We start from the raw sequence: 24006 nt of genomic DNA on the forward strand, positions 1-24006 counted from the left end.
CCGGGTGAGGAGGAGAAGATGGCTGAGAGGCGTGAGTTGAAAGTGGCCGGCATGAACTGCATGCATTGCGCCGGCGCGGTGACCCGGGCCGTGGAGGCGGTGTCCGGGACCGACAACGTCATGGTAAGCCTCGAAGGGGCCTGCGTCACCTTTGAGGTGGACGACGAAGGGGTCGTGGAGAGGGTCAGGCGGGCCATCACCGCGGCGGGTTATTCCGTCACCATGGCGTGAGACTAACCGGGGCCCGGGGTGGCCGGGATACGTTGCGTGTGACGGCGTGATCTCTTTGCGATGGTAATTGACTTTCCTATCATAATATTCTAACTAAGCTCATTATGAGTGGATTGTCATTGAACAACATAGTCGGCAACGTCAAGAACCTTGAGCGCATCCTCGATAACCTCAAGGACGGCATCGTTGCCCATGATTTCCAGCGCAGGATCTTTTACTTCAACAGTGAAGCCGAGCGCATCACCGGATTCTCCCGGGAAAACGTCATCGGCAGGGATTGCCACGATGCCCTGGGCGGGCCCCTGTGCGGTGCCCGGTGCTCCTTTTGCGGCGAGTCCGTGGACCTGGCCGAAACCACCTCCTACCAGACCAACATCGTCACCCGAAGCGGGGAGACCCGCACCGTGGAGATGACCGTCTCCATGATGAAGGACGACGAAGAGCAGCCCTTCGGTGTGCTGGCCGTCTTCCGGGATCTCACCGACCTTCTCGAACTGCGCCGAAAGGCAGGCGAGATGGTGAGCTTCTCCAACATCATCGGGCGCGACGTCAAGATGCTTGATGTGTTCCAGCAGGTGCGGGACGTGGCCGAGTACGATTTTCCCGTTCATCTCTTCGGGGAGACCGGCACCGGCAAGGAGCTGGTGGCCGCGGCCATCCACAACGAAAGCCAGCGGGGCGGCGGCCCCTTTGTGCCCATCAACTGCGGTGCCCTTCCGGAGAACCTCATCGAAAGCGAGCTCTTCGGTCATGTGAAAGGGGCGTTTTCCGGGGCGGTACGGGACAAGAAGGGACGCTTTGAGCTGGCCGAGGGCGGCACGGTGTTTTTGGACGAAGTGGCCGAACTCTCCCTGGAGATGCAGGTGAAGCTCCTGCGCTTTCTCCAGGAGGGGACCTTTGAAAAGGTGGGGGGCGAAAAGACCCTGACCTCAGACGTCCGCATCATCAGCGCCACCAACAAGGACCTCAAAAAAGAGGTGAAGGCAGGCAGGTTCCGCGAAGACCTTTTTTATCGCCTCAACGTCATTCCCATTATCCTGCCTCCCTTGCGTGAACGGCGCAACGACATCCCCCTTCTCGTGGACCATTTCCTCGACAAGTGCACCATGCGCCACGGCCGCAAGTCCCCCGATTTTTCCAAGGACGCCATGAGCCGCATGGTGGCGTATACCTGGCCCGGCAACGTCCGTGAGCTTGAGAACGCCGTCCAGTTCTCCATTGTCCGGTGCAAGGGAAAAACCGTCATGCCCTCGGACCTGCCCATGGAGCTTGGCGTGGTGCAGGAAGAGTCGGTGAAACGGGGGCCCACCCGGAAGCTGGAGGACGCCTCCGTGCGGGAAGCCCTGGTGAAAACCGGCGGCAACAAGGCCAAGGCGGCCCGTATCCTGGGGGTCGGCCGGGCAACCCTCTACCGGTTTCTGGACGATCACCCGTCCCTTGCCGACGAGTAAACCCACGCAGACAGTGTTGTGATTTTTTAAAGGCGTGCCTTCCTTGTGAGGGCACGCCTTTTTTGTTGCCGGTGGGGGGGTGGGGTGGCAGACTGAAGGCATCATTCCAACCAACATGTCAACCCGAGGAGGCCCGGCATGGAGACGCCAGAACCCCGCAGGCAGGTGTTTATCGGATGCAGCGTGATGAAGGAGGAGGCAACCCGCCTTGCCTCCTTGAGCCGGCACCTCACCACCCTGTCGTTTATCGACATGGGGCTCCACGACACCCCGAAACGGCTCCATGAATCCATTCAGGAGGCCGTGGACAACGTGGACGCGTCCCAGGATGTGATCCTGCTGGGCTACGGCCTCTGCAGCAAGGGGCTGGAGGGGATCCGGGCCGGGGAGCTTCCCCTGGTGGTCGCCAGGGCCCACGACTGCGTGACCCTCTTCCTGGGCTCGGCGGAGCGGTACCGCCGCCATTTTTCACGGCACCCCGATACTTACTGGTACATGCCGGGGAGTGTGGAGGGAGGCGAGGTGCGCGGGCCGGAGCGCCATGCCCGGCTCATCCGTGACTATACCGAAAAATACGGGGAGAAAAAGGCCAGGATCCTTGCTGATCTGGACCGTCAATCCGTAGCCCATTACAGGCGGGCCGCCTTTGTGGACCTGGGCATGGGGGACAGCGCAAAGGCCCGGCAAAAGACACAGGAGGCGGCCCAGTGGCAGGGCTGGGAGTATGAGGAGATCCCCGGGGACAAAGGGCTTCTTTCAGATCTCCTGAACGGTCCCTGGGACCGGGAGCGATTTCTTGTGGTCAAGCCCGGCCAGGTCATCGTCCCGGTTTATGACGACACAACCATTTTTGATGCCCGGGACCCGGATGCATAGCCACCTGTGCCTCCGTGCGCAGGCAGGCCCGGGCCGTGAATCATTATCTCAATAACCGGGAGCCCCGCTATACCCAGAACTTCTGGGGCTTTCCTTGCTGGATGGACCGCACCGTCCTTCAGTTGACCTCCGTTTTATCCCAAAAAACGCCCCCGGTTCCCGGACCGAGCAGGGCGTTTTTTAGTGCTCGTCCGGGCAGTCGGTTTTGGGCGGGGAGAGGTAGGTCTCCATAAGGGCAAAGAGGGCGGCCTTTTTAAAGGGCTTGCCCAGGAAGTCATCGCATCCGGCCTCCAGGGCTTTTTGCCGGTCCATGCCGAAGGTGCATGCCGTCAGGGCGATGACCGGGGTGACGGCCCCTTCGGGGGTGGCCTTGATAAGCTTGGTGGCTTCTATGCCGTCCATCACCGGCATCCGCAGGTCCATGAAGACCAAGTGGGGCCGGATGTCCTGGAACCGGTCAACGGCCTCCTGGCCGTCCACGGCGCAGATGACCTCAAAGCCTGCGGAGGCGAGAAGGCGTTTCAGGAAGAGGCGGTTGGCGGCGTTGTCGTCCACCACCAGGATGCGCCGGGTCTCCGTTGGCATCTCCTTACCGTCGGCGGACCGCTGCCTGGACGGGGCACAAGGGGGGGCCACCTTTCGGGTGCGCAGGGCAAGCGCAGGGTGCCGGGGGCCCGGCCAGTGATGTCGCCAGACATGAGGCGGGCCAGCTGGCGGCAGATGGTGAGGCCGAGGCCGCTGCCCGGCTTGTTGTGGGGCATGCGCCTGCCCTGGGCAAAGGGGGCGAAGATGTCGGCGAGATCTTCTGACGGGATGCCCTGGCCTGTGTCCTCAACGTAAAAGAAGAGGTCCGTCAGGTCCTTGTCCCCAGGGCACGGGCGGTGGCTGACATACAGGTGGATATAGCCTGTCCTGGTGAATTTCAGGGCGTTGCCCAGAAGGTTCATCAGCACCTGGCGAAGACGGAGCCGGTCCCCCACGATAACCTCGGGGAGCCCCTCCTGCCAGGTGCAGTGAAATTCGATCTCTTTCTCTTTGGCCCGGTGGGAAACGACCTGGAGGATGGAGGCCAGGCCGTTTTGCAGGTGGAAGGGGGCATTGACCACGGAGATGTCCCCTGACTCGATCTTTGTGAATTCCAGCACATCGTTGATCAGGTCCAGGAGGTGTTCCCCGTTTTTCAGGATGATCTCCAGGCTCTCCACGTGACGGCCCGGGAGGTTCTTCTCCTGCTTGATGAGGCCGGAAAACCCGATGATGGCATTAAGGGGGGTCCGCAGCTCGTGGCTCATGTGGGCAAGGAAGGTGCTTTTGGCCCGGTTGGCCGCCTCGGCCTCCTCCTTGGCCCGTTTGAACTGGGCGGTTCGTTCATGGACCTTCTGCTCCAGAAGGGTTCGGGACTGCTCCAGGGCGCGGGCCACCTTCCTGCGGCCCGACAGGTGGACGAGGAGCAGGCAGATGCCCGTGGAGATAAGCAGGGTGTAGGCGCCCACCAGCCACACCAGGGTCTTGTAGGTGGCGTAAAAGGAGAAGGGGCGGTGAACCAGGGTGCTTTCACGGGGAAGGAGATGCTCGGAGATTCCGAATCGCTCCAGCTGGCGGTGGTCGAACAGGTTGCGGTTGGCTCCGCTCTTGACCACGGGGATGGCAAAGGGGGGCGTCCCTGACAACACCTTTTTGGCCAATGTTGCCGGTCTCCTGCTGCTGGTCGATGTGCAGGTCGCCCGAGGCGGCCCCGCCGCCCAGGGCAAGAAGGTCCAGGAGGCGCAGGTAGAGGGCAGCCGACGCAGGGCTCCAGCTCCTGCTCGTGGAGCCGTTGTGCGTCCGAGAGAGACCCCCATAAGGAGGATGGCCGTGTCGGGCAAGGCGGCCAGACGCTTTTCCAGGTTTTCCATGGTCAGGTCCGGAAGGTAGGTGATGGCAAGGCGCTCTTCATAGGGCCGCAACTGTTCTCGGATGGTTTGGGCCCAGGCCACCCCCGTGGGCAGGTGGTCGTTGAGGACGTAAACGTGGGTGGCATCCGGGTGAATGGCCAGGGCGATGTCCAGGGTCCGGGGGGCATCAAAGGCTTCGGCCACCCCGGTGAAGAGGGGCAGGGCTTCGATCTGTTCGTCGTGGAAAAAGTTGACGCCGCAGAAGACCACCGGCGTTTTGGGGAAAAGGGCCTTGTGGCGGGTGCGCATGAACTCAAAGGCGTTGTTGTCGCAGGCGATGACAAGGTCCGGAGGGCGGTGGGAGAACTTGTGCCGGAACAGGTCCGAGAGCTGGGCTTCGTAGGACGGGTCGTAGGGCGTCCTTTTGGTATCCATGTGCTCAACGTGAAGGTCCACGGGGTAGGGGGCGTTCTTCAGCCCCTCCTTGACGGCGTTGTAGATCTCTTCTTCCCACACCAGGCTCTGGTGGTAGGAGAAGAGGAGAAGCACCCTGACAGGCGCGGGGGGCGGCTCCGGTCCGGGGACAGAGAACACCGGCGACGGCAGCCAGGTCAGGAGGAGCACCATGCCCCACATAACGGCAGGCCGTGTCCCGGGCCATGGGCGGCCCCGGCGATGTCTGGGGGCAGGGGTCATAACGGTTGTGTCCCTTGATGTTACGACTTTCAAAGGGGCGAGGGCATTTCAGGACAACGGGAGGGCGGTGCGGCAAAAGGGTGCCATGGAGCGGGGAAACGCGATGTCACGGGGGGAATCAGATCCTTTATGTATACCATACTTCCCTGGCGGAGGGGACTCTGAAAAATGAAATCCGGGGCAGCCCCTTTCCCGCCGGGACCTGTACGGATTTCACCAGAAAGCCGTTGACAGGGGCCGCTGTCACCGACTACTTAAGAGCCAGCCACCGACAGATCCCGGCCGACAGGACAAAGGCCTCGAATATAAACGTGAAGCGTGCCGTGGCGTCCATGGCCCGCAGGGTGTTTTAGAGACGTTTTTGCAAACCTTTTTGAATTCAAAGAGAAAACGAGGGGTACCCATGATGAAACGAGTGATGCTGGCCGTGCTGTGCCTGTGCCTTTCCGCACTGCCCGCCTATGCCGCGGATGAAAAAAATGACGACACACTGGTGATTTACACCTACGACTCCTTTGCCTCGGAGTGGGGCCTGGCCCCCAAGGTGATTCCCTCCTTTGAGAAGATGACCGGGATCAAGGTGGAGCTGATCTCCGTGGGCAGCTCCGGCCAGGTGCTCCAGCGCGCCATGCTGGAGAAGGATCACCCCAGGGCCGACGTGGTCATCGGCATCGACAACAACCTGCTGGCCAAGGCCAGGAAAGCCGATGTCCTGTCCCCCTACCGCTCCAAGGGGATCGATCAGGTGCCCGAGGCCCTTCGGTTTGACCCCGAGTTCCAGGTAACGCCCTTTGATTACGGCTACTTTGCCCTGATCTACGACAGCGAGGTGGTCAAGAATCCTCCCAAGAGCCTGGAAGACCTGACCTCCGAGCGTTTCAAAAAGTCCGTTATCCTCATGGACCCCCGCACCTCCGGCCCCGGCCTGGGTTTTCTGCTCTGGACCGTGTCGGCCTACGGCGACAATTTTGCCGATTACTGGAAGCGCCTGACCCCCAGCATCCTCACCATCACCGACAGCTGGAGCTCCGGCTACGGTCTCTTTACCAACGGCGAAGCCCCGGTGGTGCTGAGCTACAGCAGTAGCCCCGTCTACCATGTGGCCTTTGAAAAGAGCGACCGCTACAAGGCCGCGGCCTTTGAAGAGGGACACTACATGCAGATCGAAGGGGCCGGGATCCTCAAGGGGGCACCCCATCGCAAGGCCGCCGAGGCCTTTATCGACTTCATGCTCTCCGAGACCTTCCAGAAGGAGATTCCCTTAACCAACATCATGTTCCCGGCCAACAGCGCCACCCCCCTTCCCGAGAGCTTCTCCCACGCGGTGAAGCCCGGGAAAAACCTCCAGCTTTCTCCTGTTGAGATCATGACCAAAAACGAATCTTGGATCTCTACCTGGGTGGATACAGTCTCGAAATGATCCTGTCATCGCACAGGGGGTGGGGGGCGCGGCTTCTCTGGCTCGTGCCCCTCGTTCCTACCCTGATTCTTTTTTACTTCCCCCTGTCGGTGATCCTGATGGAGGCCCTTGACGGGGGGGCGGGACCCTCGCCCTTTGTGCGTCTCTTCTCAAGCCCCTACACCTTCCGGGTCATCGGGTTTACCCTGTGGCAGGCCCTGGTGAGTACGGTGGTCTCCCTGATTCTTGGATTGCCCGGGGCCTGGCTGCTGGGCCGGGCCTCCTTTCGTGGTAAGCGGCTGCTCAAAGCCCTCACCGCCATTCCCTTTGTGCTTCCCTCCATTCTCGTGGTGCTGGCCTTTGTGATTTTCTACGGCAACAGCGGGGTGCTCAACCGGTTCGCCATGGGGATGCTGGACCTGAAGCGGCCCCCCTTTCCCATTCTCTACTCATTTTCCGCCATCATCCTGTCAATTTTCCCCTGGCCGCGCGGCTCATCGGTTCGTTCTGGGAACGGCACAACGACGGCCCGGCCCAGGCGGCACGCACCTTGGGTGCCGGGCCTTATCGCACCTTTTTCACCGTGACCCTGCCCGGGCTCCTGCCCGCCATCTTTTCCGCCGCCGGGCTTATTTACCTCTTCTGTTTCATGAAGTTTGGCGCCGGGGGCGGGCCCCGGTACACCACCATCGAGGTGGAGATCTACCGGGCTGCCCGCACGGCCTTCCCCACCCCACCGGCCCTTGCCGTGGTGGGGGCCGTGCTCACCCTGGCCCTTCTTTTTCTCACCGTGAAGATGCAGCACCGGGCAAGTTATGTGGTAAGGGGCCAGGCCGCCCGGCGCGGCACCACGCGCCTGACGGGACCGGTGCGCCTGGTGTGGGGCCTTTATATCCTCATGGTGGTCCTGGTGGTGGCCTCGCCTCTTCTGGCCCTTGTGGGCCGGTCCTTCCTGGCCCAGACCTCCCGTTCCGGTCCTTTGGTGTGGACCCTGAAGTGGTACGGGATGCTCTTTACGGACACCGGGCCGTCTCTCTCCCTTGCGGCGGTGAAAAACAGCCTCACCTTTGCAGGGCTTACCGTCTGTGCCGCCTTGCCCCTGGGCCTTGCCGCGGCCTGGGTCACCACCCGGAGCAAGGGGCCTCTGGGGCGGCTCACGGAGACGGCCATGATGCTTCCCATGGGGGTCTCCTCCGTGGTCCTCGGCCTGGGCTATTTCAAGTGCCTGGCCCTTTTTTTTCCCGATTACAGCGGAAGCCGGGTCGCGGTGGTGGCGGCCCACGTGGTGGTGACCTACCCCTTTGTGCTTCGGTCTGTGTCCGCCTCCCTCAAGCGCATCAGCCCCTCCCTGCCCCAGGCGGCCCGTACCCTGGGTGCCGGGCCCTTTCGTACCTTTTTAACCGTGGAGCTGCCCCTGATCCGGTCCGGCCTGGTTGGCGGGGCCTGTTTTGCCTTTGCCCTCTCCATGGGAGAGATCAACGCCACCCTGATTTTGGCACGGGCCGATACCGTGACCATTCCCCTTGCCCTGTACCGACTCATCGGGGCGTATCGCTACTTTGCCGCCTGTGCCCTGGGTGCTCTTCTCATGGGGCTGTGTGCGGGCTGTTTTTTACTGCTTGAATGGATGGGAGGAGAGAGCCTTGACCCTGAACGTAACTGACCTGTTTCGGACCTACGGCGATTTTGAGTTGCGGGTGGACCTCACCGTGGCCCGGGGGGAGTTTCTGTCGGTGATCGGCCCGTCCGGGTGCGGGAAATCGACCCTCCTGCGCATGGTGGCGGGGCTGGAACCCGCCGACGGCGGAAGCATTGCCTTAAACGGGGACGAGATCTCCGGACTGGCCCCTGAAAAGCGGGGCATCGGCATGGTGTTCCAGGACTACGCCCTGTTTCCCCACATGCGGGTGGCCGACAACGTGGCCTACGGGCTGAAGCTGAGGCACATGGACAAGGCAGGCAGGGAAGCAAGGGTGAGGGAACTCCTGGACCTGGTCCGCCTCACGGACAAGGCCGATGACTTTCCCGCCACCCTCTCCGGCGGGGAGCAGCAGCGGGTGGCCCTGGCCCGGGCCATTGCCCCGAGCCCGTCGGTGCTGCTACTGGACGAGCCCCTTTCGGCCCTGGACGCAAGACTTCGCATCGATTTGCGTCGGGAGATCAGGGAGGTCCACGACCGCCTCTCCCTCACCACCCTCTACGTGACCCACGACCAGGAGGAGGCCCTGACCCTTTCGGACCGCATCGCCGTTATGAAGCAGGGAGGGATTCTCCAGACCGGCAGCCCCCGGTCCCTGTACGAGAGCCCGGAGAACCTTTTTACCGGGACGTTCCTGGGACTTTCCAACACCCTTGAAGGGCGCCTTCAGGCAGGGTGGTTTGTCACCGAGGAAGGGTGAGAGAGTCGTACCTGCAGAGGGAGAGGATGGGAACGGGGTGCTGTTTTTCCGGCCCCATCATGTGACGCTTCACGGGGAGCCCGCTCCGGGGAGACTTCCCTTTGCGGTGACGCGGGTGGAGTATTGCGGGGGATGGTCCCTGGTTCATGGGGCCGCAGGGGCCCACAGGGTGGTTGTGTTTGAACCGGCCGACACCCGGTGGACCGCAGGCAAAAAAGGCCACCTGGCGGTGGGGGCCGACCGGGCGCGGTTTTTTCAAGGGGAGTGAAGCGTCAGGGGATGTACCCCTCGTTTCTGAGGTAGGCGGCGAATTTTTTGTCGGAGTCGGCCACGTGGGTGGTCCACCAGAACCTCAGAAAGGAGAGCATCTTGTCCGAGAGGTCTTCGACGCCCTTTTCATAATCCGAGGCAAACTCTTTGATCCGCTCTGTAAACTTCGAGTGCTCTTTGCTGTGGGCCACGGCCAGGGGATAACTGGTCTCGGCCATGTGGTGGTCTTCGGTGCGGAAGTGGGTCTGGGCAAAGGCCACGAGGACCCGGATGAGGTCCAGGAGCTCCTCGCGGCGCCCCTGGTTGCGCTTGTGGATGATGAGGCGGTTGATGAGCAGGAACAGGTTCCTGTGCTGATCATCGATTTCGTCAATGTGGACCAGCATGTCGTCGGTCCAGTTCAACATGGATACCATGATGTTCTCCTGTGTTGACGTGTTGTCATGCGGCCCCTTCAGCCGGAGTGGATGTGGTGGGCGTACAGGGTGTCCGTGTGCGAGACATGGGCACCACCAGTCGAGTCAGTTGAGCATGTCGTAAAGCAGGCCCTGTGTGTCGGCCCTGTACTCGTTGATGAACAGGTCCACCTGCTCCATGTAGGCCATGTGTGCCTTGTTGTGTTCCGCAAACCCGGGAAAGTTGTGCTTGACCATGAGGTTCTCTTCGGTGAGGAAGTGGCGGTCTGAGTAGTCCATGAGGCGCCCGATCTGTGTGAGGATTTCATTGGGGTCCCCGCCCCTTTCATGGATGGCGATGAGGTCGTTGATGATGTCGAACAGGGCCTTGTGCTGGCTGTCGATATCCGGGATGTTTACCGAGATCGCTTCGGTCCATACCAACGGGTCTGTCATGGGCTGCCTCCCGGGTGAGGGGTACATGCATATTTTATGGTCTTTGAGCATATCAGATAGGGATTTCCGGCGTTGTATCGCTTTTCTGCTTCCTTCCAGTTTGCCAATCCGTCAAAAACACCTTCCACGTAAGCCTTTCGTTTGTTCTGCACATCGAGGTAGTAGGCGTGTTCCCACAGATCAATGGTAAAAAGAGGGGTGAGACCTTGGGCAACGGGGGTGTCTGCATTGACCGTGGTGAGGATGCGAAGGGCGCCCTTGTCCGTAACCAGCCATACCCAGCCGCTGCCGAAATGGGAGAGGGACGCTTCGAGGAATTCACTCCGAAAGGCATTCCATCCCCCGAACTCCGTGTTGATGGCTTCGGCCAGGGCGCCTTCGGGCTTTGCGTTGCCTTCCGGGGTGAGGCATGTCCAGAAAAAGGCGTGGTTCCAGGCCTGGGCCGTGTTGTTGAACAGGGCCGTGTATCTCTTTTTTCCCCGGGTCGCCGCAAGGATCTCCTCAACGGGTTTTCCTTCGTACCGGCTGTTGGCGATGAGCTTGTTGGCCTTGTCCACGTAGGCGGCGTGGTGTTTGCCGTGATGCAGCTCCATGGTGCGCTGGGAGATGAGCGGCTCCAGGGCGTCTGAAGGCCAGGGCAGGGGTGCCAGGGTAAGGGCAGGACCCTTGGGTTCGGAGCTGCATGCGATCAGGAGGGCAAGCAGGGTCGCGAAGAGCACGGCGAATCGAACGCCTCGCGGGATGATCCAGTGACAATACGTCGACGACATGGGCATGGCATGGCCTCATCTGTATGGATTCGTAAACGGGAGACGGTGTGGCGATGTCTCAAAAGGATGTGGGAAAAAGGATTGATATACTTCTATTTATACCTGAGTCGGGTCTGCTTCGCAACTCCACAGTGGCAGGGAACCAGGTCAAACGCATTTAAGTTTTGCCTCCGGCGGCCCTGCCGAGCAACTTCCGAAAAGTTTGACAAACAGGCTTTATTTTTATGTTTTACCGGAACGTTTTTGCGGAGCTTTTTTCAAAAAGCGACCCGCCGGAGGCAACTGATGGCAAGGAGCCGTTTATTCACGGGAAAGGCTCAGCCAGGTGAAGTGAATGAGGCCCGCGGCCATGATGAGGGCGCCCATGGGAAAGGCAAGGCGAAGTTCCAGCAGGTCCATGGTGACCCCGGCGATGAGGGAGCCCAGGAGCATGCCCAGGCTGTGGGCCATGGTGAGAAGGCTCATGACTGACCCGATGCCCTTGACCTCCCGGCCCCGTTCCACGGCCAGGGCCGAGAGGGCAGGAAGGGAGGTGCCCCCGCCGATACCGAAGACAATCACGGCCCCTAGGAGGCTGTAGAATCCCGTGGCCTGGTGGCAGAGCACCATGGAGCCCACGATGAACAGGCCGCCGACTCCCACCAGGAGTTTCCGGTTCATGCGGTCCGCCACCAGGCCCATGGGGATGTGGAGCAGGCCCCCTGCAAGGACCATCATCATGACGAGGATCCCGGTTTCGGCGCTTCCCAGGCCGAAGGTGACGTCCACGTACAGGGGAAGAAAGCACCAGATCATCCCCACGCAGGTGGTGTAGACCAGCCGGAAGGAGACGAGGGCCAGGATGAGGCGGTCTTTCAAAAGGCCCATGACGGCGATGGATTCGTTGCGGGTGGCGGTGCATCGCTCTTCGGCCACCGGGGGGAGGAAGACCAGGGCCATGACAAAGGCGGCCACGGCAAGGATCCCCATGCCGAGAAAGGCCGCGTCCAGGCCGTCGTCGGTTGATAAAGCCCCCGTCGGGGACCCATGCTCAGGCTCAGGAACATGGCCATGCTGAAGAGCCCCATGTAAAAACCCTCTTTCCCCTTGGGGGTGATGTCCCCCACATAGGCCTGGGACACGGGCATGATCATGCCCGAGGCAATGCCCTGGAGAAACCGGAGCCCGATGAGGGTGCCCACGGAGCTTGAGATCATGAACCCCAAAGAGACCAGGGCGTAAAAGAGGAGGCCCGGAAGGATAAAGGGCTTTCGTCCGATGCGGTCCGAGGTCTTGCCGAACCAGGGGAGGACCAGGGTGCGGGAGATGGAAAACGCCCCGAAGATCATGCTGATGTACAGGCCGCTGGCCCCCAGCTCGTGGGCGTAAACCGGGAGCAGCGGGATGACGATGCCCACCCCGGTCACTGCCGAGAAGATGGACATGAAGAGGGTGATGAAGATTTTTCGATCCTTGGGGTTCATGAGGCGGAGGCCTCGTCGTCCAGCAGGGCAAGCCGGGCAATGCCGTCGATGAGATGGCCCAGGGCCGCGGCCTCGGTAACGCCCAGACGCATGCGGTTGCTGATGTCGTAGATCCCCCCGCGGCCTTCGGAGTGCTCCCCGTGGATTCCCCGGACCTGGAGCCCTAAGGCGTTGGCTTCCTTGTGAAGGGCTTCTTCGTCTTCAGCCAGCCCCTTGAGCTTCATGTGCACGCTGGCACGCATGGCCGTGCCCAGGTTGGTGGGGCAGCTGGTGAGGGAGCCCAGGCGCGGGTGGGTCAAGAAGTCCAGATGGGAGGAGAGGGCGGCCACACCGTCGGCCAGGCGCTTGAACACCTCCGTGACGTCACCCCCCTTCTGAAGCGAGATGATCCTGAGCTGGTCCTCTTCGTTGACCCAGACGCTGAAGGCTTCGTCGTGGGAGAGAAAAAGACCCCGGGCCTCGGGCCAGTCCCGCATAAGGCCCGCCGACAGGAGAAAGCGGTCCTCGTTCTTGAAGAGAAGGTGGCGCTCGATGAGGTCGTCGCGAAGGGCCGGTCCATCTCCGGCAGGGGATGGTAGGAGCCCTGGAGGTGCTCGGGGAGCCGGGCAAGGGCGGCCTTGATCCTCTCCTCCACCTCACGGCGCTGGCCGGGAGAGATGGCAGGCCCCAGGGGAAAGCCCGCAAGGTTTCGCCCGACCCGCACCCGGGTGGAGATGATTTTGCTTGCTGCCGAAGCGCTGAGTTCGGGCAGGTGGGCCAGGGAGTAGTCCGGTGCGGGGTGAGGGCCTGCATTGCCGTGGTACTCCCGGACAACCGGGGTGAGCAATGGGGAAAACAGGTCGTAGGACTCCGCGTCCCCTGCGTAGACACCCACGGAGCTCTCCTGCTGTTCCACACCGGAGCGGATGAGGTCTACGGCAGTGTAGCCCGACCCTGTCTCCAGATCCTTCAACTCCTCCCACACACGGCGGGTCAGGTGCCTGCTGAGAAGCGACGCACATCCGGTCCCGAATGCGGGAAACCCTTTTTCTTCCATGAAATCCTCACCCTTTTCAGTCCACAGTCATGCGTTTGTGCAAAGTCACTGTATATATCACAACCGAAGACAAAAAGCATGTGGGCCCGGGCGCTTCACGGGGCAGTCAGTGTTCAGGAAAAAATAAAACAATGCCTTCTATGGTTAAAGTCGGTTCACAAAGCAGGCCTCCGGCGGCCAGGGACGATCCGACTATGTTACGGCCCCTCTCCCTTCGTTCCTCAGGGTGAGGGCACCCGCCAAGGCTTTGGGGCGATTGGCCTAAACCTGTTTGTCAAACTTTTCAAAAGTTTGGCCCCCGGCAGGGCCGCCGGAGGCCAAAGCCTTGGCCGTCGTCCATCCATAATCGTAGAACCAGAGGCCCGGATATGCTACAAATAAGGGTTTAGAACCGTGTGGGGCGACCGCCCTTTGACCCGAGATGACGCAGCTGAGCAGGAGGAGTGATGATCGCCAAAAGAGCCGAGGAGATGACCTCGTTTATCGTGATGGATGTACTGGAACGTGCCAAGGAGATGGAGCGCGACGGCGTGGATGTCATTCACCTGGAGGTGGGCGAGCCCGACTTCGACACCCCGGACTGCGTGAAGGCCGCGGCCTGCAAAGCCATCAACGAGGGACATACCCACTACACCCACAGCCTGGGGATGATGGAGCTCCGGGAAGCCATCTGCGAGTACTACGACGAGACCTACGGGGTGAGCGTGTCCCCCCATCGCGTGATGGTGACCCAGGGGACCTCTCCGGCCATTTTTTCCGTTTTTTCCGCCATGCTGGAGGCCGGCGACGAGGTGATCCTGTCGGATCCCGGCTACGCCTGCTACCCCAACTTCATCAAGTTTGTCGGGGGTGTGCCCGTGGCAGTTCCCGTCACCGAAGCAGACGGGTTTGAGCTTCGGGTGGCCGAGATCGAAAAGCGGATGACGGACCGCACCAAGGCGATTTTTCTGAACTCCCCGTCCAACCCCACGGGCAACCTTCTCTCTACGGACCGCATGGAGCGTATCGCAAAGCTCGGCCCGGCCATTGTCTCCGATGAGATTTACCACGGCCTGGTCTACGAAGGGGAAGAGCACACCATGCTGGAGTTTACGGATAACGCCTTTGTCCTCAACGGCTTTTCCAAGCTCTACGCCATGACCGGCATGCGCCTGGGTTACGTCATCGCCCCGGAAGCCTTTATGCGCCCCCTGCAGAAGATCCAGCAGAACTTTTTCATTTCGGTGAACGCCTCAGCCCAGGTGGCAGGCATCGCCGCCCTGAAAGAGGCCAAGGCCGACACCCAGCGCATGAAGGAGATCTACAACAAACGGCGGCTCTACATGATTGAGCGCCTCCGGGCCATGGGCCTGGGGATCACCGTGCCCCCCACCGGCGCCTTTTACGTCTTTGCCAACGCCAAGCACATCTCCATGGACTCCTACAAGCTCGCCTTCGACATCCTGGAAAATGCCCACGTGGGGGTCACCCCCGGCATTGACTTCGGCAAAAACGCCGAGGGCTACCTGCGCTTCTCGTACGCCAACTCCCTTGAGAACATCGAAAAGGCCATGGATCGGCTTGAGGGATATTTTAAGGCGAAAGGCTAAGGGGGAAGGGCTAAGGGCGAAAGGCTAAAGGCTAAGCGTGAGGGGTGGAGGCCAAGGTGGAAGGCGAGGGCGAGGGGGGAAGGACAGAGGGGCTGTGATATGAGCGGTGGCGTGGGGTCACGGTTTGAAGGGACGATACGGTCCCTGGGGATCAAAGGGTTTGGTGTCTGCGACCACCCCGGGGGCGGCGTGTTGTTCGTGCCCGGGACCTGGCCGGGGGATGCGGGGCTGTTTGAGATTACGGACCTTGAGACGCGCTACGGCCACGCCCGGCTAGTTACCCTGAGGAGGCCCTCCCCCCATCGCGTGGATGCCGCCTGTTCCCACCACGGCTTTGGGGTTGGTTTGTGCGGGGGCTGCCCCTGGATGTTCGTCTCCTACGAGGCCCAGCTCCGGGAGAAAGAGCGCCAGGTCCGTTACCAGCTGGAGCGGGCTGGGTTTTCGTCAGATTCAACGGCGATCCGCCCTGTCATGGGATCCACGGCGGTACTCGGGTACCGGAACCGCGCCCAGTTCAAGACCGACGGGAGGGCAATCGGGTATGTCTCGCCCGTGACCCGCACCCTGGTTTCCGTGTCCGACTGCCCGGTGCTGGACGGGCCCACCCGGGCCCTGTTTCACCGACTCAAAGGCGAACTTCCCACTGACCCACTGCTGGGCTTCGCCAGCGGGGTTTACCTGGAACTACCTCGACATTGACAGCGATACCACCCTTGATACCCTTCCGTTGAACCGCAGACGCCCCTTCAGGCAGGGCAACGAGGCCCAGAACCGGGTCATGAAGGCGTGGCTGAGGGACCGCCTCCACGCCGAAGACCGCGCCGTGCCTATCCTGGAACTGTTTGCAGGCTCCGGGAATTTCACCGAAGTGATCTCGGCCATGGGGTTTTCTCAGGTGTGTGCCTCGGAGGTGGCGGGCAACGCGGTTTTGCCCCTTGCCGAACGGGGCCTGCCCGGTGTTACCGTGGTGGCCGTCGATCTGTTCAAGCCCCGGAGATGGGCGGCCCTTGCCGGGGCCATACCCAACCCCGAGATCCTGGTCATGGACCCTCCCCGGGCAGGATTTTCAGGTCTTCCCCGATTCCTCAAGATGTTTCCTTCCATCCGCATGATTCTTTACGTGTCGTGCGATCTTCCCCACTTTATCCGGGATGCTGCCCAGGCCCGTAAAAAAGGGTTCTCCCTCACCGAAGTCCAGCCACTGGACCTTTTTCCCCATACCCCCCACGTGGAAGTGCTTGGGGTGCTGCAGAAACGGTGAAGGTGTCAGGGCTGAGCGACAGCCGGTGGGCATTGCCCATGGCTCCATCCCGGGGAACAAGGCCATGGACAGCCTGATCAGAGCAGGTTGCCTCGCCTTCTGCCGCTTAGCCCGGTTGGGGCTGAATGGCAGACGGCGAGGCATGTTCGTTATGTTTAGAAAAGTCGACTTGTCGGTAACTTAAGGCCGGTCGAAGTCGCTCGTCAGACCTGTTTGTCAAACTTTCTTGTCGCGCCGTAGCCCTTGGGCGAAGGCGGATTAAACGTTTGGCCCCCGGCAGGGCCGCCGGAGGCGCTTTTGAACTGAATTTAGGTACCACGTCTCATCGTTTGATCTGTCCCCTTTTTTTCATCTGTTTCATCTCCTGGGCAACCCATTGCCACCGCTCTTTTTCAATTCGGTCCGCGCTTTTGGTCTGCCTGTCGGAGAGGTAGGCCAGCTCGCGTTTCTGCTTGAGGTAGCTCTCCAGCCGACCTTCGTCCAGCTCGCCGGTACGGCAGGCTTCCCGCACCCTGCATCCGGGCTCTCCCGTGTGGGTGCAGTCCGAGAACCGGCATGCTTCGGACCAGGCTTCGATCTCCGGAAAGGCGCTGTCCGATCCGTCGTCCACATCCCAGAAGGCGATTTCACGGATGCCGGGGTTGTCGATGAGGGAGCCCCCCGTGGGGAGGCGGATGAGGTCCCGGGTGGTGGTGGTGTGGACCCCTTTGCCCACATGGCTGCTCACCTCCCGGGTAACTGTTCCCCTACCCCGCCAGGCAGTTGACCAGGGTGGATTTTCCCGCCCCGGAGGAGCCCAGGAGGGCAACGGTCTGGCCCTCTCCCAGGTAGGGGGCAAGGGCGGCGATGCCATCCTTGTGAACCGATGAGACGGGGTGCACGGGAACGCCGAAGGCCACGGACTCCACCTCGAGCACAAAGGGCTCGGGCGAGTCGTGGAGATCGGCCTTGCTCAAGATAATCACGGGGGTGCATCCGCAGTTGTAGACGAGGGTGAGGTAGCGTTCGATGCGGCGCAGGTTAAAATCCCTGTCCAGTCCGCAGACGATAAAGACCCAGTCCAGGTTGGCGGCAATGATCTGGGTGCGGACGGGGGTGTTCTCTTTTTTGCCCTGTCGCCCGGAAGCTCCCCTGGACAGGGCGTTTTTCCGGGGCAGCACCGAGGTGATCCTGCCGTCGGTGAGGTGGACCCAGTCCCCGGTGGCCGGGAATAGCCCGTTTTCATCGGCTTGTTTGTAAAGTCTGCCCGAGGCGGTGGTCAGCGATTCGGTCTCTCCGCTGACAAGGAAAAAATTCTTCCGGACGCCTGTGACCCTGACGGTTTTTTCTATGGGGTTCTGGTTGATATCGGTCTGTTTGTGGTTGTGGGTATCCAAGGGTTATCCCTCCAAAGGGTCTGCACCTGTTTGGTGGTGCAGCACATAAAATCGTGGTGGGGAGGGGCGTCATCCTTGGGATGACGGGTCGATCGCCGTTCCTGCATTTTCAAGTTATTGATTTTTAGGTGGATACCGTTGCCGGTCCGGAGGGTACACGTCTGGTGTGGGCGTGCAACGAAAGGTGGGGCTTACGCAAACGCATGGGATGGGTCAAATGGTGCCGGTGCCTTTGAGGGGCCTTGATGCGGCGGGTGTGACCCGCGTTGAGTCGATGGTCCGGAAGATAAGATAAACCGGGCCTTCGATGTGAGTCCTGTTCCAGTCGTTACCGGGCGGCAACGGGGGATACAAGCTCCTGGAATGTTCCGAACATAAAAAAAACTCCTTTCGGTGCCTGGCACCGTTACGGCCGTCAGGCCGGTGTATCGGATGTCCGATATGTATACCCGGAAAGGGGAGGTGTCAAGGTGACGATCACAGGGCCAACGCATGTACCCGGATATTTCATGAGAAAACAACTGGGCAAAAATTTAAATGCGTTGGCCCTGGTGACGATCAGGCGTCGGGGGCTTCAAGGGTGACATTGCCCTTGGCGTCCAGGTGCCAGAACGGGTTGTGGGCGACCTCCCAGAGGTGGCCGTCCGGGTCGGCAAAATAGCCGGAGTAGCCGCCCCAGAACACCTCCTGGGCAGGCTTGACGATGCGCGCCCCTGCCTGTTCAGCCCGTTTCAGGATTTCTTCCACCTCGGGCCGGGAGTGGGCGCAGTAGGCAAGGGTTACGCCGGAAAAGCCGGAGCCGCGGGCCGGAAGCTCGGCATCTTCGGCCAGGGCTTCCCAGGGGTAGAGGGCAAAGATCACCCCGTTGAGCTGAAAAAACCGGATCTGCTCCTCCGCAGACCCCACGGTCCAACCCAGCCCTGTTTCGTAAAACCGCTGGGATCGGTCCAGGTCTTCAACGCCCAGTGTTATGACGCTCAGTCGCTGGTCCATGGGACCTCCTTCTTATTTTGCCGGGGCACCGTCGGGTATCAGCCGTTTGCCGATGCAGACCACCGGGTCTTTTTTGTAGCCGCAGCCCTCGTAAAAGGAGATGACCGGTTCATTGGTGTCCCGGACCATGAGGTTGATCTTCGGGCACCCCAACTCCACAAGGCGCGATTCCACTTCCTTGAGGAGCGCAATCCCGAGCCCTTTTTTCTGGTGGTGCGGCAACACGGCCAGGTAGTTGACGGAACCGCGGTGGCCGTCGTACCCGCCCATGGCCGAGGCCACGATACTGCCCTCCAGCTCGCCCACGAGAAAGAGGTCGGCCTTGACGGCCAGTTTGCGCTCGATGTCCTTATTCGGGTCGTTCCAGGGGACGGTGAGTCCGCATTCCTCCCAGAGGGCGATGACCTCTTGGGCGTCCGAGTCCGTAAAGCAACGTATGTTCATGCTGTGTCCTTTGCAAATGAGCAGAACGGAGCCCGCCGCCAAGGGCTCCATGGCTTGTTATTACTCCGGGTTGCGTCGAAGGAGCTTGATCTCAAAATGATAGGTGTCGGTGGACGGGTCGTGGCTCACCAGCCTGCAGGAGGAGACATCCACCCATTTTTCAATGGCCAGGATGGTTTTCGGGTAAAATCGAATGTCGGAGTCAAAGCGGATGCCATAGACCAGCTCGGTGTAGGGGAATCCTTCTTCAACATCTGCCCTGCCCAGAAAGCACACCTCCAATGGGGAGAGCGTCGGCGTTCGGCCCGTTTCACTGCGCTCCATGTCGATGACATGCTCAACGAACAGTTGCCTGTACCTGTCAAAGTCCTTGATGGGGTCCTGGGGCATGTCGGTGCCTCCGTTCAGTCCGGGATGGGCAGGTTGTGTGCTTTCAAAAAGCTCAGCTTGTCCCAATACCCTCGTTGAAATACGATTTTGTCTTCCACGACATGGAAAAACCCGCACCCCCTTAATCCGATGGGATCTTTCCACTCCAGAATGGCCCACTCCCCGTCCTGGAAGATGTGTTCCACGATACATTCAGAGCCTGCAAACTCTTTGGCGAACATTTCGGCAATGGCCGCTTTGCCCGTTACAGGCTCGTTTGCAATCTGGTGGTTGGTGGCATTTTCTGCATAAAAATCTGAGATAAGGTGGGCGTCCCCTTTGTTGAAGGCGTCTACCCATGCCTTGACGATGTCTCGCGGTTGCATAACTCTCCTTGTGGCCCATGGCGTTCCGAAACATCAGGTGTTTACCTGATGCCTTGCCTGTGAGTGAGTATGGGGCCTGTGCCCATGACGATGACTTGAAGTTTACTGCCCTTTTAGGGCTTTGGCAAGGTTGGCATGGGAGCAGGGCAGGGCCGCCGGAGGCAAGATCTAAATGCGGTTGCCCTGGGGAGCAGGGAAATACCTGGGAGGGGGTGCAGGATCGCGGAAGGGCGGGGCATCACAAGGGACAGGCGTGCTATGCCTGCCCCTTGGATCATGATGTCGGTAAGGGACTTATCGTGTTTTGTATGGGCACTTTCTTCCCTCTCGCGCCTTGGCCGTGAACCAGCCGTCTTCCCACTCCATTTTTTGACCGATGAGGTCGCAGTCGTCCTTTGTCCCTCCTGGGCCGTCGCCTTCCAGACCGTGGCCTTTTTTCTGGGCGTCATAGCCATAATACCAGCAATCGCAGCGTGATGAATCTTCCTTTACTGCCAGGGAAAAAACAGGCAATGCAATCAAAACCATGATGAGAATACCAACTTTGACGAGATGGCGTTTCATGTGCGGTCCTCCTGTCTGGTGACCCGTAAAACGGGTTCTGGGTACACGTGCATGGAAGTGTTGCTTGGTGATGAAATAAGGCAGGCTGTTGTTGATAATGTATACTTCACATACGATGGCGTGAGAGGTCAAGTGCTTATTTTGTTTGGTGTTTCTTTTTTATGCTGTGGGGTTCGAGGCTGATGTGAAACATGGAATCGATTTCATGAAATCTGTCTCAATATAAAAAAGAGAGGAAAAGGAAAGGCCCCAATGCCATGAAAGCGAAACTGGCATTGGGGCCTTTTTTGTTGGACACAGCGTTACGGTTGATTCGGGGGGGGGAGCCTGTGAAATCCGATCACACCCTGTGGCGGCTCCCGTGCTGGTAGTCGTTTATGCTGAAAAAGCACGGTTTATGAAGGTTGCCAGCGTTTCAACCGCAGCGTCTTTATGCTCGTCGAATATCTGGGTGCCATGGCCGTCACCGGGGTAGATGGCGAGGGTTTTCGGCGCGCTGAACAGGGCGAGCATGCGATGGTTGTCGGCTGCGCCGTCATCCCCTTCGGAGTTGATCAGCAGCTTGGGAACGGAGATGGCTTTTAACTCTTCCTCGGTGTAAAAAAACGTCCCTTCATGCTCAATGGGCGATGAAAGGGCTGCGACGCCCACGATTCTTTCGTCATTGGGATGCTTTGCGGCCACCTTGAGAGACGCGACACCGCCCCTGCTCGCCCCGGCAAGGAAGATGCGGGTGGCACCCATGGCAGTCACATGGGCGATGACCGCTTCAAGGATGGGGGACTGCTCAAGGGAAAAGCCGGGATAGTCGTAGGTCACGACCATGTGGGGGCCTGAGGACAGGGCCTCCACCACAGGTGCCCACTCCCCCTGATCGTTGGTGTCCATGTTGGAGAGGATGACGGCCGTTGTTCCCGAACCATGCAGGGTGCCCGGAACGGATGACGTATCTGACGTGGACTGGCTGATGGGGATGGTTATGGGGTTCATGGTGTCCGCCTCTCTTTTTGACGTGAATCGCAGGTGAACTGTAAGGAGAGATGAAAGGGACGTTTCTGTGATGCCTTGTCATCTCAATGAAAACATGACGGTGATGGCGCAGGTTAATTCACGTTGCAGACCATGGGTACAAAGACGATGCCGCTTTTTTCCTGTTGCGGGCCTGTGGGGGTGAATCCGAGTTTTTCATAGGCTGCCTGTGCATAGGTCGACGAGTTGACCGTGATCTCTGACAGCTCAGGGTTCATGCTTCGGCACGCCTCCAGGGCGATGCGAAACAGCTCCCTGGCGATTCCCTGGCCGCGGCGGCCCACAAAGAGCAAGGAGACATGGCTGCAGGCGACCATCTCGATGACCCCCACCATCTCGTCTTCCTGTTCTGCAACAATCACCACCTGGCCTGCACCGGATCTGGCTGCCATGGCGTCCGGGGAGGCGTACTTGAAAAACTCCCGGATGCCCTCGGGGCTGTAGCCGGGGGCCACCAATTCATTGAATACTGTTTCAACAAGGGCACAGGCGCGGCGCTCATCGCCCTTTTTCATGATTCTGTAACGTATATCCATGGTCATGTCCGTGTTGGTTAGGTCAGCAGCCTCTGTTCCCGGATGCAGGTGCAAGGGCGTGATCGTGTGAAAAAAGGTGGGAGACAGCGTAGGCATGTTTGAGGTATTTGGCAAGTGTTTCCTGGGGGATGAAGGGGAAATAGTAAACAGGAAATAGGAAACAGGGAGGAGCCGGGAAAGGCTGGGGCGTCTGTGGTGCCCCGGAGGAATCCTTTCGCAGCTTTTCCATGCCGGCTCTATCTGATCCTTGATTCTCTGCCTTGCGTAAATGGTTAAAAAATATATAGTTACACGAGGGCGTCGGATGTGATGGAACCCGTTCGAATCGTTACAGCGTGGGTAACGATTCAGCTTGCCTCCGGCAGATCGCTTTTTTGAATAAATGTTCCGCAAAGACCGTTCCTGATGAGAACGCATCTCAATTGTGTCGGCGGAGCCCTGAAATGACGGCTCAAAACCTGTTTGTCAAACGTTTCTAAAGGTTGGTCTCCGGCAGGGCCGCCATGGGCATTTTTAGCTGGATAGTAACCAGTGTGGGCAGGTAAACGGAAACACATGAGGGAGGGGGCTTATGTCTTCAGCAGAGTTTGCCGTCAGGATCATGACCCGACGAGATATGGATATGGCCGTTGCGTGGGCGGCCATGGAGGGGTGGAACCCCGGCATACATGACGCCGAGAGTTTTTTTGCGGCGGATCCCAACGGTTTTTTTATAGGGGAAGTGAACCGGGAGCCGGTGGCAACCCTTTCAGCGGTCTCCTATGGGGAGAGGTTCGGGTTCCTTGGTTTTTACATTGTCAAGCCGGAACACCGCGGGAAAGGGTTCGGCATGCAGATCTGGAATGCCGGGCTGGGCTGGCTCCAGGGTCGGAACGTGGGGCTGGACGGCGTGGTTGCCCAGCAGGACAATTACAAAAAGTCCGGTTTTAAGCTGGCGTATCGAAATATCCGCTACGAGGGGCGCGGTGGCGGGGAACTTCCCACACACGGCGGGCTTCAACCCCTTAACGCACTGCCGTTCCAGGCCGTTGAGGCGTATGATCGGCCCTGTTTCCCGGAGAACAGGGCCCGGTTTCTCGCTTCCTGGCTTCATCAGCCCGAGGGCATCGCTTTGGGCGTTGTCCTGAACGGTGACCTTGCGGGTTACGGAGTCATCAGGCCCTGCCGGCAAGGGTTTAAAGTGGGTCCCCTCATGGCGGACACGCCCGAGGTGGCGGAGACCCTTTTTCTTGCCCTGAAAGCCGGGGTGCCGCCTTCGGAACCTGTGTATCTCGATGTCCCGGAAGTAAACCACGAGGCCGTGTCCCTTGCAGCGCGCCACCAAATGGACATCGTTTTTGAGACCGCGCGGATGTACACGGGGCCCGCCCCCGACATTCCCCTGCATCGCCTGTACGGCGTCACCTCCTTTGAATTGGGGTGATTTTTTCGGGCCGCTTTAACCAGCCCGTATCTGCTCTCCACGGAAAATCGTCACCAAACGATCAATGATCTATCTCCGGGTTAAATGCCGATAAGCGACAACACGGATTCGGCATCCCTGAAATGGTCCACCTGTTTGGTGTGGGAGAGGCCGTTGCCCACGAGGATAAACTGGTAGTCGAGCTTTCTGCTCGCTTCTTTGTCCCAGGGCCCGTCACCGAAATAGGTCTTGGTGGAAAATCCGGCGTGCCGGCAGCGGGACTCGGCGGTCTGCATGACCCGGGTCCGTTCCACGTGGTCGGAGCAGGAGGCAAAGGCCACGTCCGACGAATCGAACCCTGCTGACCGGAGCTTGGCCTTTGCTGTCTCTTCCCAACCGCCCGTGGCAAGGGCGATCTCCACATCATCCCGTGCCCGCAACAGGTCCAGAAAATCCACGGCCCCGTCCACTTCCCGCACAGGCGAACTCTTCAGGTGGGAGGCCACCAGGTGGGTGAACTCCTCTTTGACTTGCCGGTGAAGAGTCGCCCGGTTTTCATGGAGCCCTTTCATGGTAAGGAACTCATCCAGGATGCCTGCGTCCGTGATGTGGGTATACCGTGTCCAGTCGGTGTTCAATGCAACGCCGGTTACTTTTTTGACGGCCTGGAGATAGCATTCCGCGTCAAATCCACATGACTGGATAAGGGTGCCGTCGATGTCAAACATAATGAGGTTCACG

At 59.9% G+C, this 24006-nt stretch carries 30 protein-coding genes and 1 pseudogene; 12 read left to right on the forward strand and 19 right to left on the reverse strand.

Translation table 11 applies throughout. The features are described from left to right. Positions 1 to 18: 18 nt before the first annotated feature. From ACOYW1_RS01190 to ACOYW1_RS01200, 3 genes are all read left to right on the forward strand, one after another. Positions 19 to 231, forward strand: coding sequence for a heavy-metal-associated domain-containing protein (locus ACOYW1_RS01190; protein ID WP_482414853.1), 213 nt, complete (start codon positions 19 to 21; stop codon positions 229 to 231). A 119-nt stretch (positions 232 to 350) separates the two neighbouring features. Beyond that, a complete protein-coding gene (locus ACOYW1_RS01195; RefSeq protein ID WP_482414854.1) occupies positions 351 to 1682 on the forward strand; it encodes a sigma-54 interaction domain-containing protein in 1332 nt (443 codons plus the stop codon). Positions 1683 to 1820: 138 nt separating this feature from the next. After that, a complete protein-coding gene (locus ACOYW1_RS01200; protein WP_482421345.1) occupies positions 1821 to 2558 on the forward strand; it encodes a DUF1638 domain-containing protein in 738 nt (245 codons plus the stop codon). Between the two features lie 180 nt (positions 2559 to 2738). Here the strand turns inward: ACOYW1_RS01200 and ACOYW1_RS01205 are convergent, their stop codons facing one another. Together ACOYW1_RS01205 and ACOYW1_RS01210 are read right to left on the reverse strand one after the other, a co-directional pair. Then, entirely contained in the window at positions 2739 to 3143 is a 405-nt protein-coding gene (locus ACOYW1_RS01205) for a response regulator (protein ID WP_482421346.1), read from the reverse strand. Then, positions 3080 to 5128 carry a sensor histidine kinase gene (locus ACOYW1_RS01210; RefSeq protein WP_482421347.1) on the reverse strand — a complete coding sequence of 683 codons (2049 nt, stop codon included), beginning with the start codon at positions 5126 to 5128 and terminating at the stop codon, positions 3080 to 3082. The genes ACOYW1_RS01205 and ACOYW1_RS01210 overlap by 64 nt, the downstream gene beginning before the upstream one ends. Positions 5129 to 5531: 403 nt before the next feature. Between ACOYW1_RS01210 and ACOYW1_RS01215 the strand changes: the two genes are divergently transcribed. Genes ACOYW1_RS01215 through ACOYW1_RS01235 form a run of 5 tightly spaced genes read left to right on the forward strand, consistent with a single transcriptional unit; the run spans position 5532 to position 9194 of the window. After that, a complete protein-coding gene (locus ACOYW1_RS01215) occupies positions 5532 to 6548 on the forward strand; it encodes a thiamine ABC transporter substrate-binding protein (protein WP_218950926.1) in 1017 nt (338 codons plus the stop codon). After that, the gene (locus ACOYW1_RS01220) at positions 6545 to 7114 is read left to right on the forward strand and encodes an ABC transporter permease (RefSeq protein ID WP_482421348.1); all 570 of its coding nucleotides are present in this window, start codon (positions 6545 to 6547) and stop codon (positions 7112 to 7114) included. Before ACOYW1_RS01215 ends, ACOYW1_RS01220 begins: the two co-directional genes overlap by 4 nt. Further along, complete coding sequence (locus tag ACOYW1_RS01225) at positions 7078 to 8190, forward strand: ABC transporter permease (RefSeq protein WP_482421349.1); 1113 nt, start codon at positions 7078 to 7080, stop codon at positions 8188 to 8190. Before ACOYW1_RS01220 ends, ACOYW1_RS01225 begins: the two co-directional genes overlap by 37 nt. Further along, on the forward strand, positions 8171 to 8926 hold the full coding sequence (locus ACOYW1_RS01230) for an ABC transporter ATP-binding protein (RefSeq protein WP_482421350.1): 756 nt from the start codon (positions 8171 to 8173) through the stop codon (positions 8924 to 8926). Before ACOYW1_RS01225 ends, ACOYW1_RS01230 begins: the two co-directional genes overlap by 20 nt. Before the next feature lie 37 nt (positions 8927 to 8963). Further along, positions 8964 to 9194 carry a TOBE domain-containing protein gene (locus ACOYW1_RS01235; protein ID WP_482421351.1) on the forward strand — a complete coding sequence of 77 codons (231 nt, stop codon included), beginning with the start codon at positions 8964 to 8966 and terminating at the stop codon, positions 9192 to 9194. A gap of 4 nt (positions 9195 to 9198) precedes the next feature. Here ACOYW1_RS01235 and ACOYW1_RS01240 read toward each other — a convergent pair whose 3' ends face one another. From ACOYW1_RS01240 to ACOYW1_RS01270, 7 genes and pseudogenes are all read right to left on the reverse strand, one after another. Further along, positions 9199 to 9612, reverse strand: coding sequence for a bacteriohemerythrin (locus ACOYW1_RS01240; RefSeq protein ID WP_180137027.1), 414 nt, complete (start codon positions 9610 to 9612; stop codon positions 9199 to 9201). A 105-nt stretch (positions 9613 to 9717) separates the two neighbouring features. Further along, positions 9718 to 10047: a bacteriohemerythrin gene (locus ACOYW1_RS01245; protein WP_482421352.1), complete on the reverse strand. Its 330-nt coding sequence runs from the start codon at positions 10045 to 10047 to the stop codon at positions 9718 to 9720. Continuing rightward, entirely contained in the window at positions 10044 to 10823 is a 780-nt protein-coding gene (locus ACOYW1_RS01250; protein WP_482421353.1) for a superoxide dismutase, read from the reverse strand. Before ACOYW1_RS01250 ends, ACOYW1_RS01245 begins: the two co-directional genes overlap by 4 nt. A 294-nt stretch (positions 10824 to 11117) precedes the next feature. After that, complete coding sequence (locus tag ACOYW1_RS01255; RefSeq protein WP_482421354.1) at positions 11118 to 11786, reverse strand: MFS transporter; 669 nt, start codon at positions 11784 to 11786, stop codon at positions 11118 to 11120. Next, positions 11672 to 12280 (reverse strand): MFS transporter, encoded by a 609-nt coding sequence (locus ACOYW1_RS01260; RefSeq protein ID WP_482421355.1) that lies wholly within the window; start codon positions 12278 to 12280, stop codon positions 11672 to 11674. The genes ACOYW1_RS01255 and ACOYW1_RS01260 overlap by 115 nt, the downstream gene beginning before the upstream one ends. After that, entirely contained in the window at positions 12277 to 12813 is a 537-nt protein-coding gene (locus ACOYW1_RS01265; RefSeq protein WP_482423633.1) for an ATP--guanido phosphotransferase, read from the reverse strand. The genes ACOYW1_RS01260 and ACOYW1_RS01265 overlap by 4 nt, the downstream gene beginning before the upstream one ends. A gap of 284 nt (positions 12814 to 13097) precedes the next feature. After that, positions 13098 to 13316, reverse strand: a pseudogene (locus ACOYW1_RS01270) (phosphagen kinase); the annotation flags it as partial. Between the two features lie 446 nt (positions 13317 to 13762). Between ACOYW1_RS01270 and ACOYW1_RS01275 the strand changes: the two are divergent. From ACOYW1_RS01275 to ACOYW1_RS01285, 3 genes are all read left to right on the forward strand, one after another. Further along, positions 13763 to 14905 (forward strand): pyridoxal phosphate-dependent aminotransferase, encoded by a 1143-nt coding sequence (locus ACOYW1_RS01275; protein WP_482421356.1) that lies wholly within the window; start codon positions 13763 to 13765, stop codon positions 14903 to 14905. Positions 14906 to 15004: 99 nt separating this feature from the next. Further along, positions 15005 to 15604, forward strand: coding sequence for a class I SAM-dependent RNA methyltransferase (locus ACOYW1_RS01280; protein WP_482421357.1), 600 nt, complete (start codon positions 15005 to 15007; stop codon positions 15602 to 15604). 28 nt (positions 15605 to 15632) lie between these two features. After that, positions 15633 to 16166, forward strand: a complete 534-nt coding sequence (locus ACOYW1_RS01285) for a class I SAM-dependent RNA methyltransferase (protein WP_482421358.1) — start codon at positions 15633 to 15635, stop codon at positions 16164 to 16166. A gap of 322 nt (positions 16167 to 16488) precedes the next feature. On the opposite strand, the gene rsgA (ACOYW1_RS01290) is transcribed toward ACOYW1_RS01285, so the two are convergent. The 9 genes from rsgA (ACOYW1_RS01290) to ACOYW1_RS01330 form a co-directional block, all read right to left on the reverse strand. Continuing rightward, the gene (rsgA, locus tag ACOYW1_RS01290) at positions 16489 to 17019 is read right to left on the reverse strand and encodes a GTPase RsgA (RefSeq protein WP_482421359.1); all 531 of its coding nucleotides are present in this window, start codon (positions 17017 to 17019) and stop codon (positions 16489 to 16491) included. After that, entirely contained in the window at positions 16913 to 17542 is a 630-nt protein-coding gene (rsgA, locus tag ACOYW1_RS01295; protein ID WP_482421360.1) for a GTPase RsgA, read from the reverse strand. The genes rsgA (ACOYW1_RS01290) and rsgA (ACOYW1_RS01295) overlap by 107 nt, the downstream gene beginning before the upstream one ends. A 558-nt stretch (positions 17543 to 18100) precedes the next feature. Continuing rightward, positions 18101 to 18535: a VOC family protein gene (locus tag ACOYW1_RS01300; protein WP_482421361.1), complete on the reverse strand. Its 435-nt coding sequence runs from the start codon at positions 18533 to 18535 to the stop codon at positions 18101 to 18103. A 12-nt stretch (positions 18536 to 18547) separates the two neighbouring features. After that, entirely contained in the window at positions 18548 to 18979 is a 432-nt protein-coding gene (locus tag ACOYW1_RS01305) for a GNAT family acetyltransferase (RefSeq protein WP_482421362.1), read from the reverse strand. A gap of 60 nt (positions 18980 to 19039) precedes the next feature. Further along, positions 19040 to 19369, reverse strand: a complete 330-nt coding sequence (locus ACOYW1_RS01310; RefSeq protein ID WP_482414869.1) for a hypothetical protein — start codon at positions 19367 to 19369, stop codon at positions 19040 to 19042. 14 nt (positions 19370 to 19383) lie between these two features. Further along, positions 19384 to 19734 (reverse strand): nuclear transport factor 2 family protein, encoded by a 351-nt coding sequence (locus tag ACOYW1_RS01315; protein ID WP_482421363.1) that lies wholly within the window; start codon positions 19732 to 19734, stop codon positions 19384 to 19386. Positions 19735 to 20028: 294 nt separating this feature from the next. Beyond that, the gene (locus tag ACOYW1_RS01320; RefSeq protein ID WP_482421364.1) at positions 20029 to 20298 is read right to left on the reverse strand and encodes a hypothetical protein; all 270 of its coding nucleotides are present in this window, start codon (positions 20296 to 20298) and stop codon (positions 20029 to 20031) included. Between the two features lie 375 nt (positions 20299 to 20673). Further along, positions 20674 to 21288, reverse strand: coding sequence for an alpha/beta hydrolase (locus tag ACOYW1_RS01325; RefSeq protein WP_482421365.1), 615 nt, complete (start codon positions 21286 to 21288; stop codon positions 20674 to 20676). A gap of 113 nt (positions 21289 to 21401) precedes the next feature. Beyond that, positions 21402 to 21863 carry a GNAT family N-acetyltransferase gene (locus ACOYW1_RS01330; RefSeq protein WP_482421366.1) on the reverse strand — a complete coding sequence of 154 codons (462 nt, stop codon included), beginning with the start codon at positions 21861 to 21863 and terminating at the stop codon, positions 21402 to 21404. Positions 21864 to 22434: 571 nt separating this feature from the next. Here ACOYW1_RS01330 and ACOYW1_RS01335 point away from each other — a divergent pair. Then, the gene (locus ACOYW1_RS01335) at positions 22435 to 23286 is read left to right on the forward strand and encodes a GNAT family N-acetyltransferase (RefSeq protein ID WP_482421367.1); all 852 of its coding nucleotides are present in this window, start codon (positions 22435 to 22437) and stop codon (positions 23284 to 23286) included. Positions 23287 to 23366: 80 nt separating this feature from the next. On the opposite strand, the gene ACOYW1_RS01340 is transcribed toward ACOYW1_RS01335, so the two are convergent. Next, positions 23367 to 24005 carry an HAD family hydrolase gene (locus ACOYW1_RS01340; protein WP_482421368.1) on the reverse strand — a complete coding sequence of 213 codons (639 nt, stop codon included), beginning with the start codon at positions 24003 to 24005 and terminating at the stop codon, positions 23367 to 23369. Position 24006 lies beyond the last annotated feature (1 nt).

It is taken from the genome of Desulfoluna sp. CYM3A, assembly GCF_056829965.1.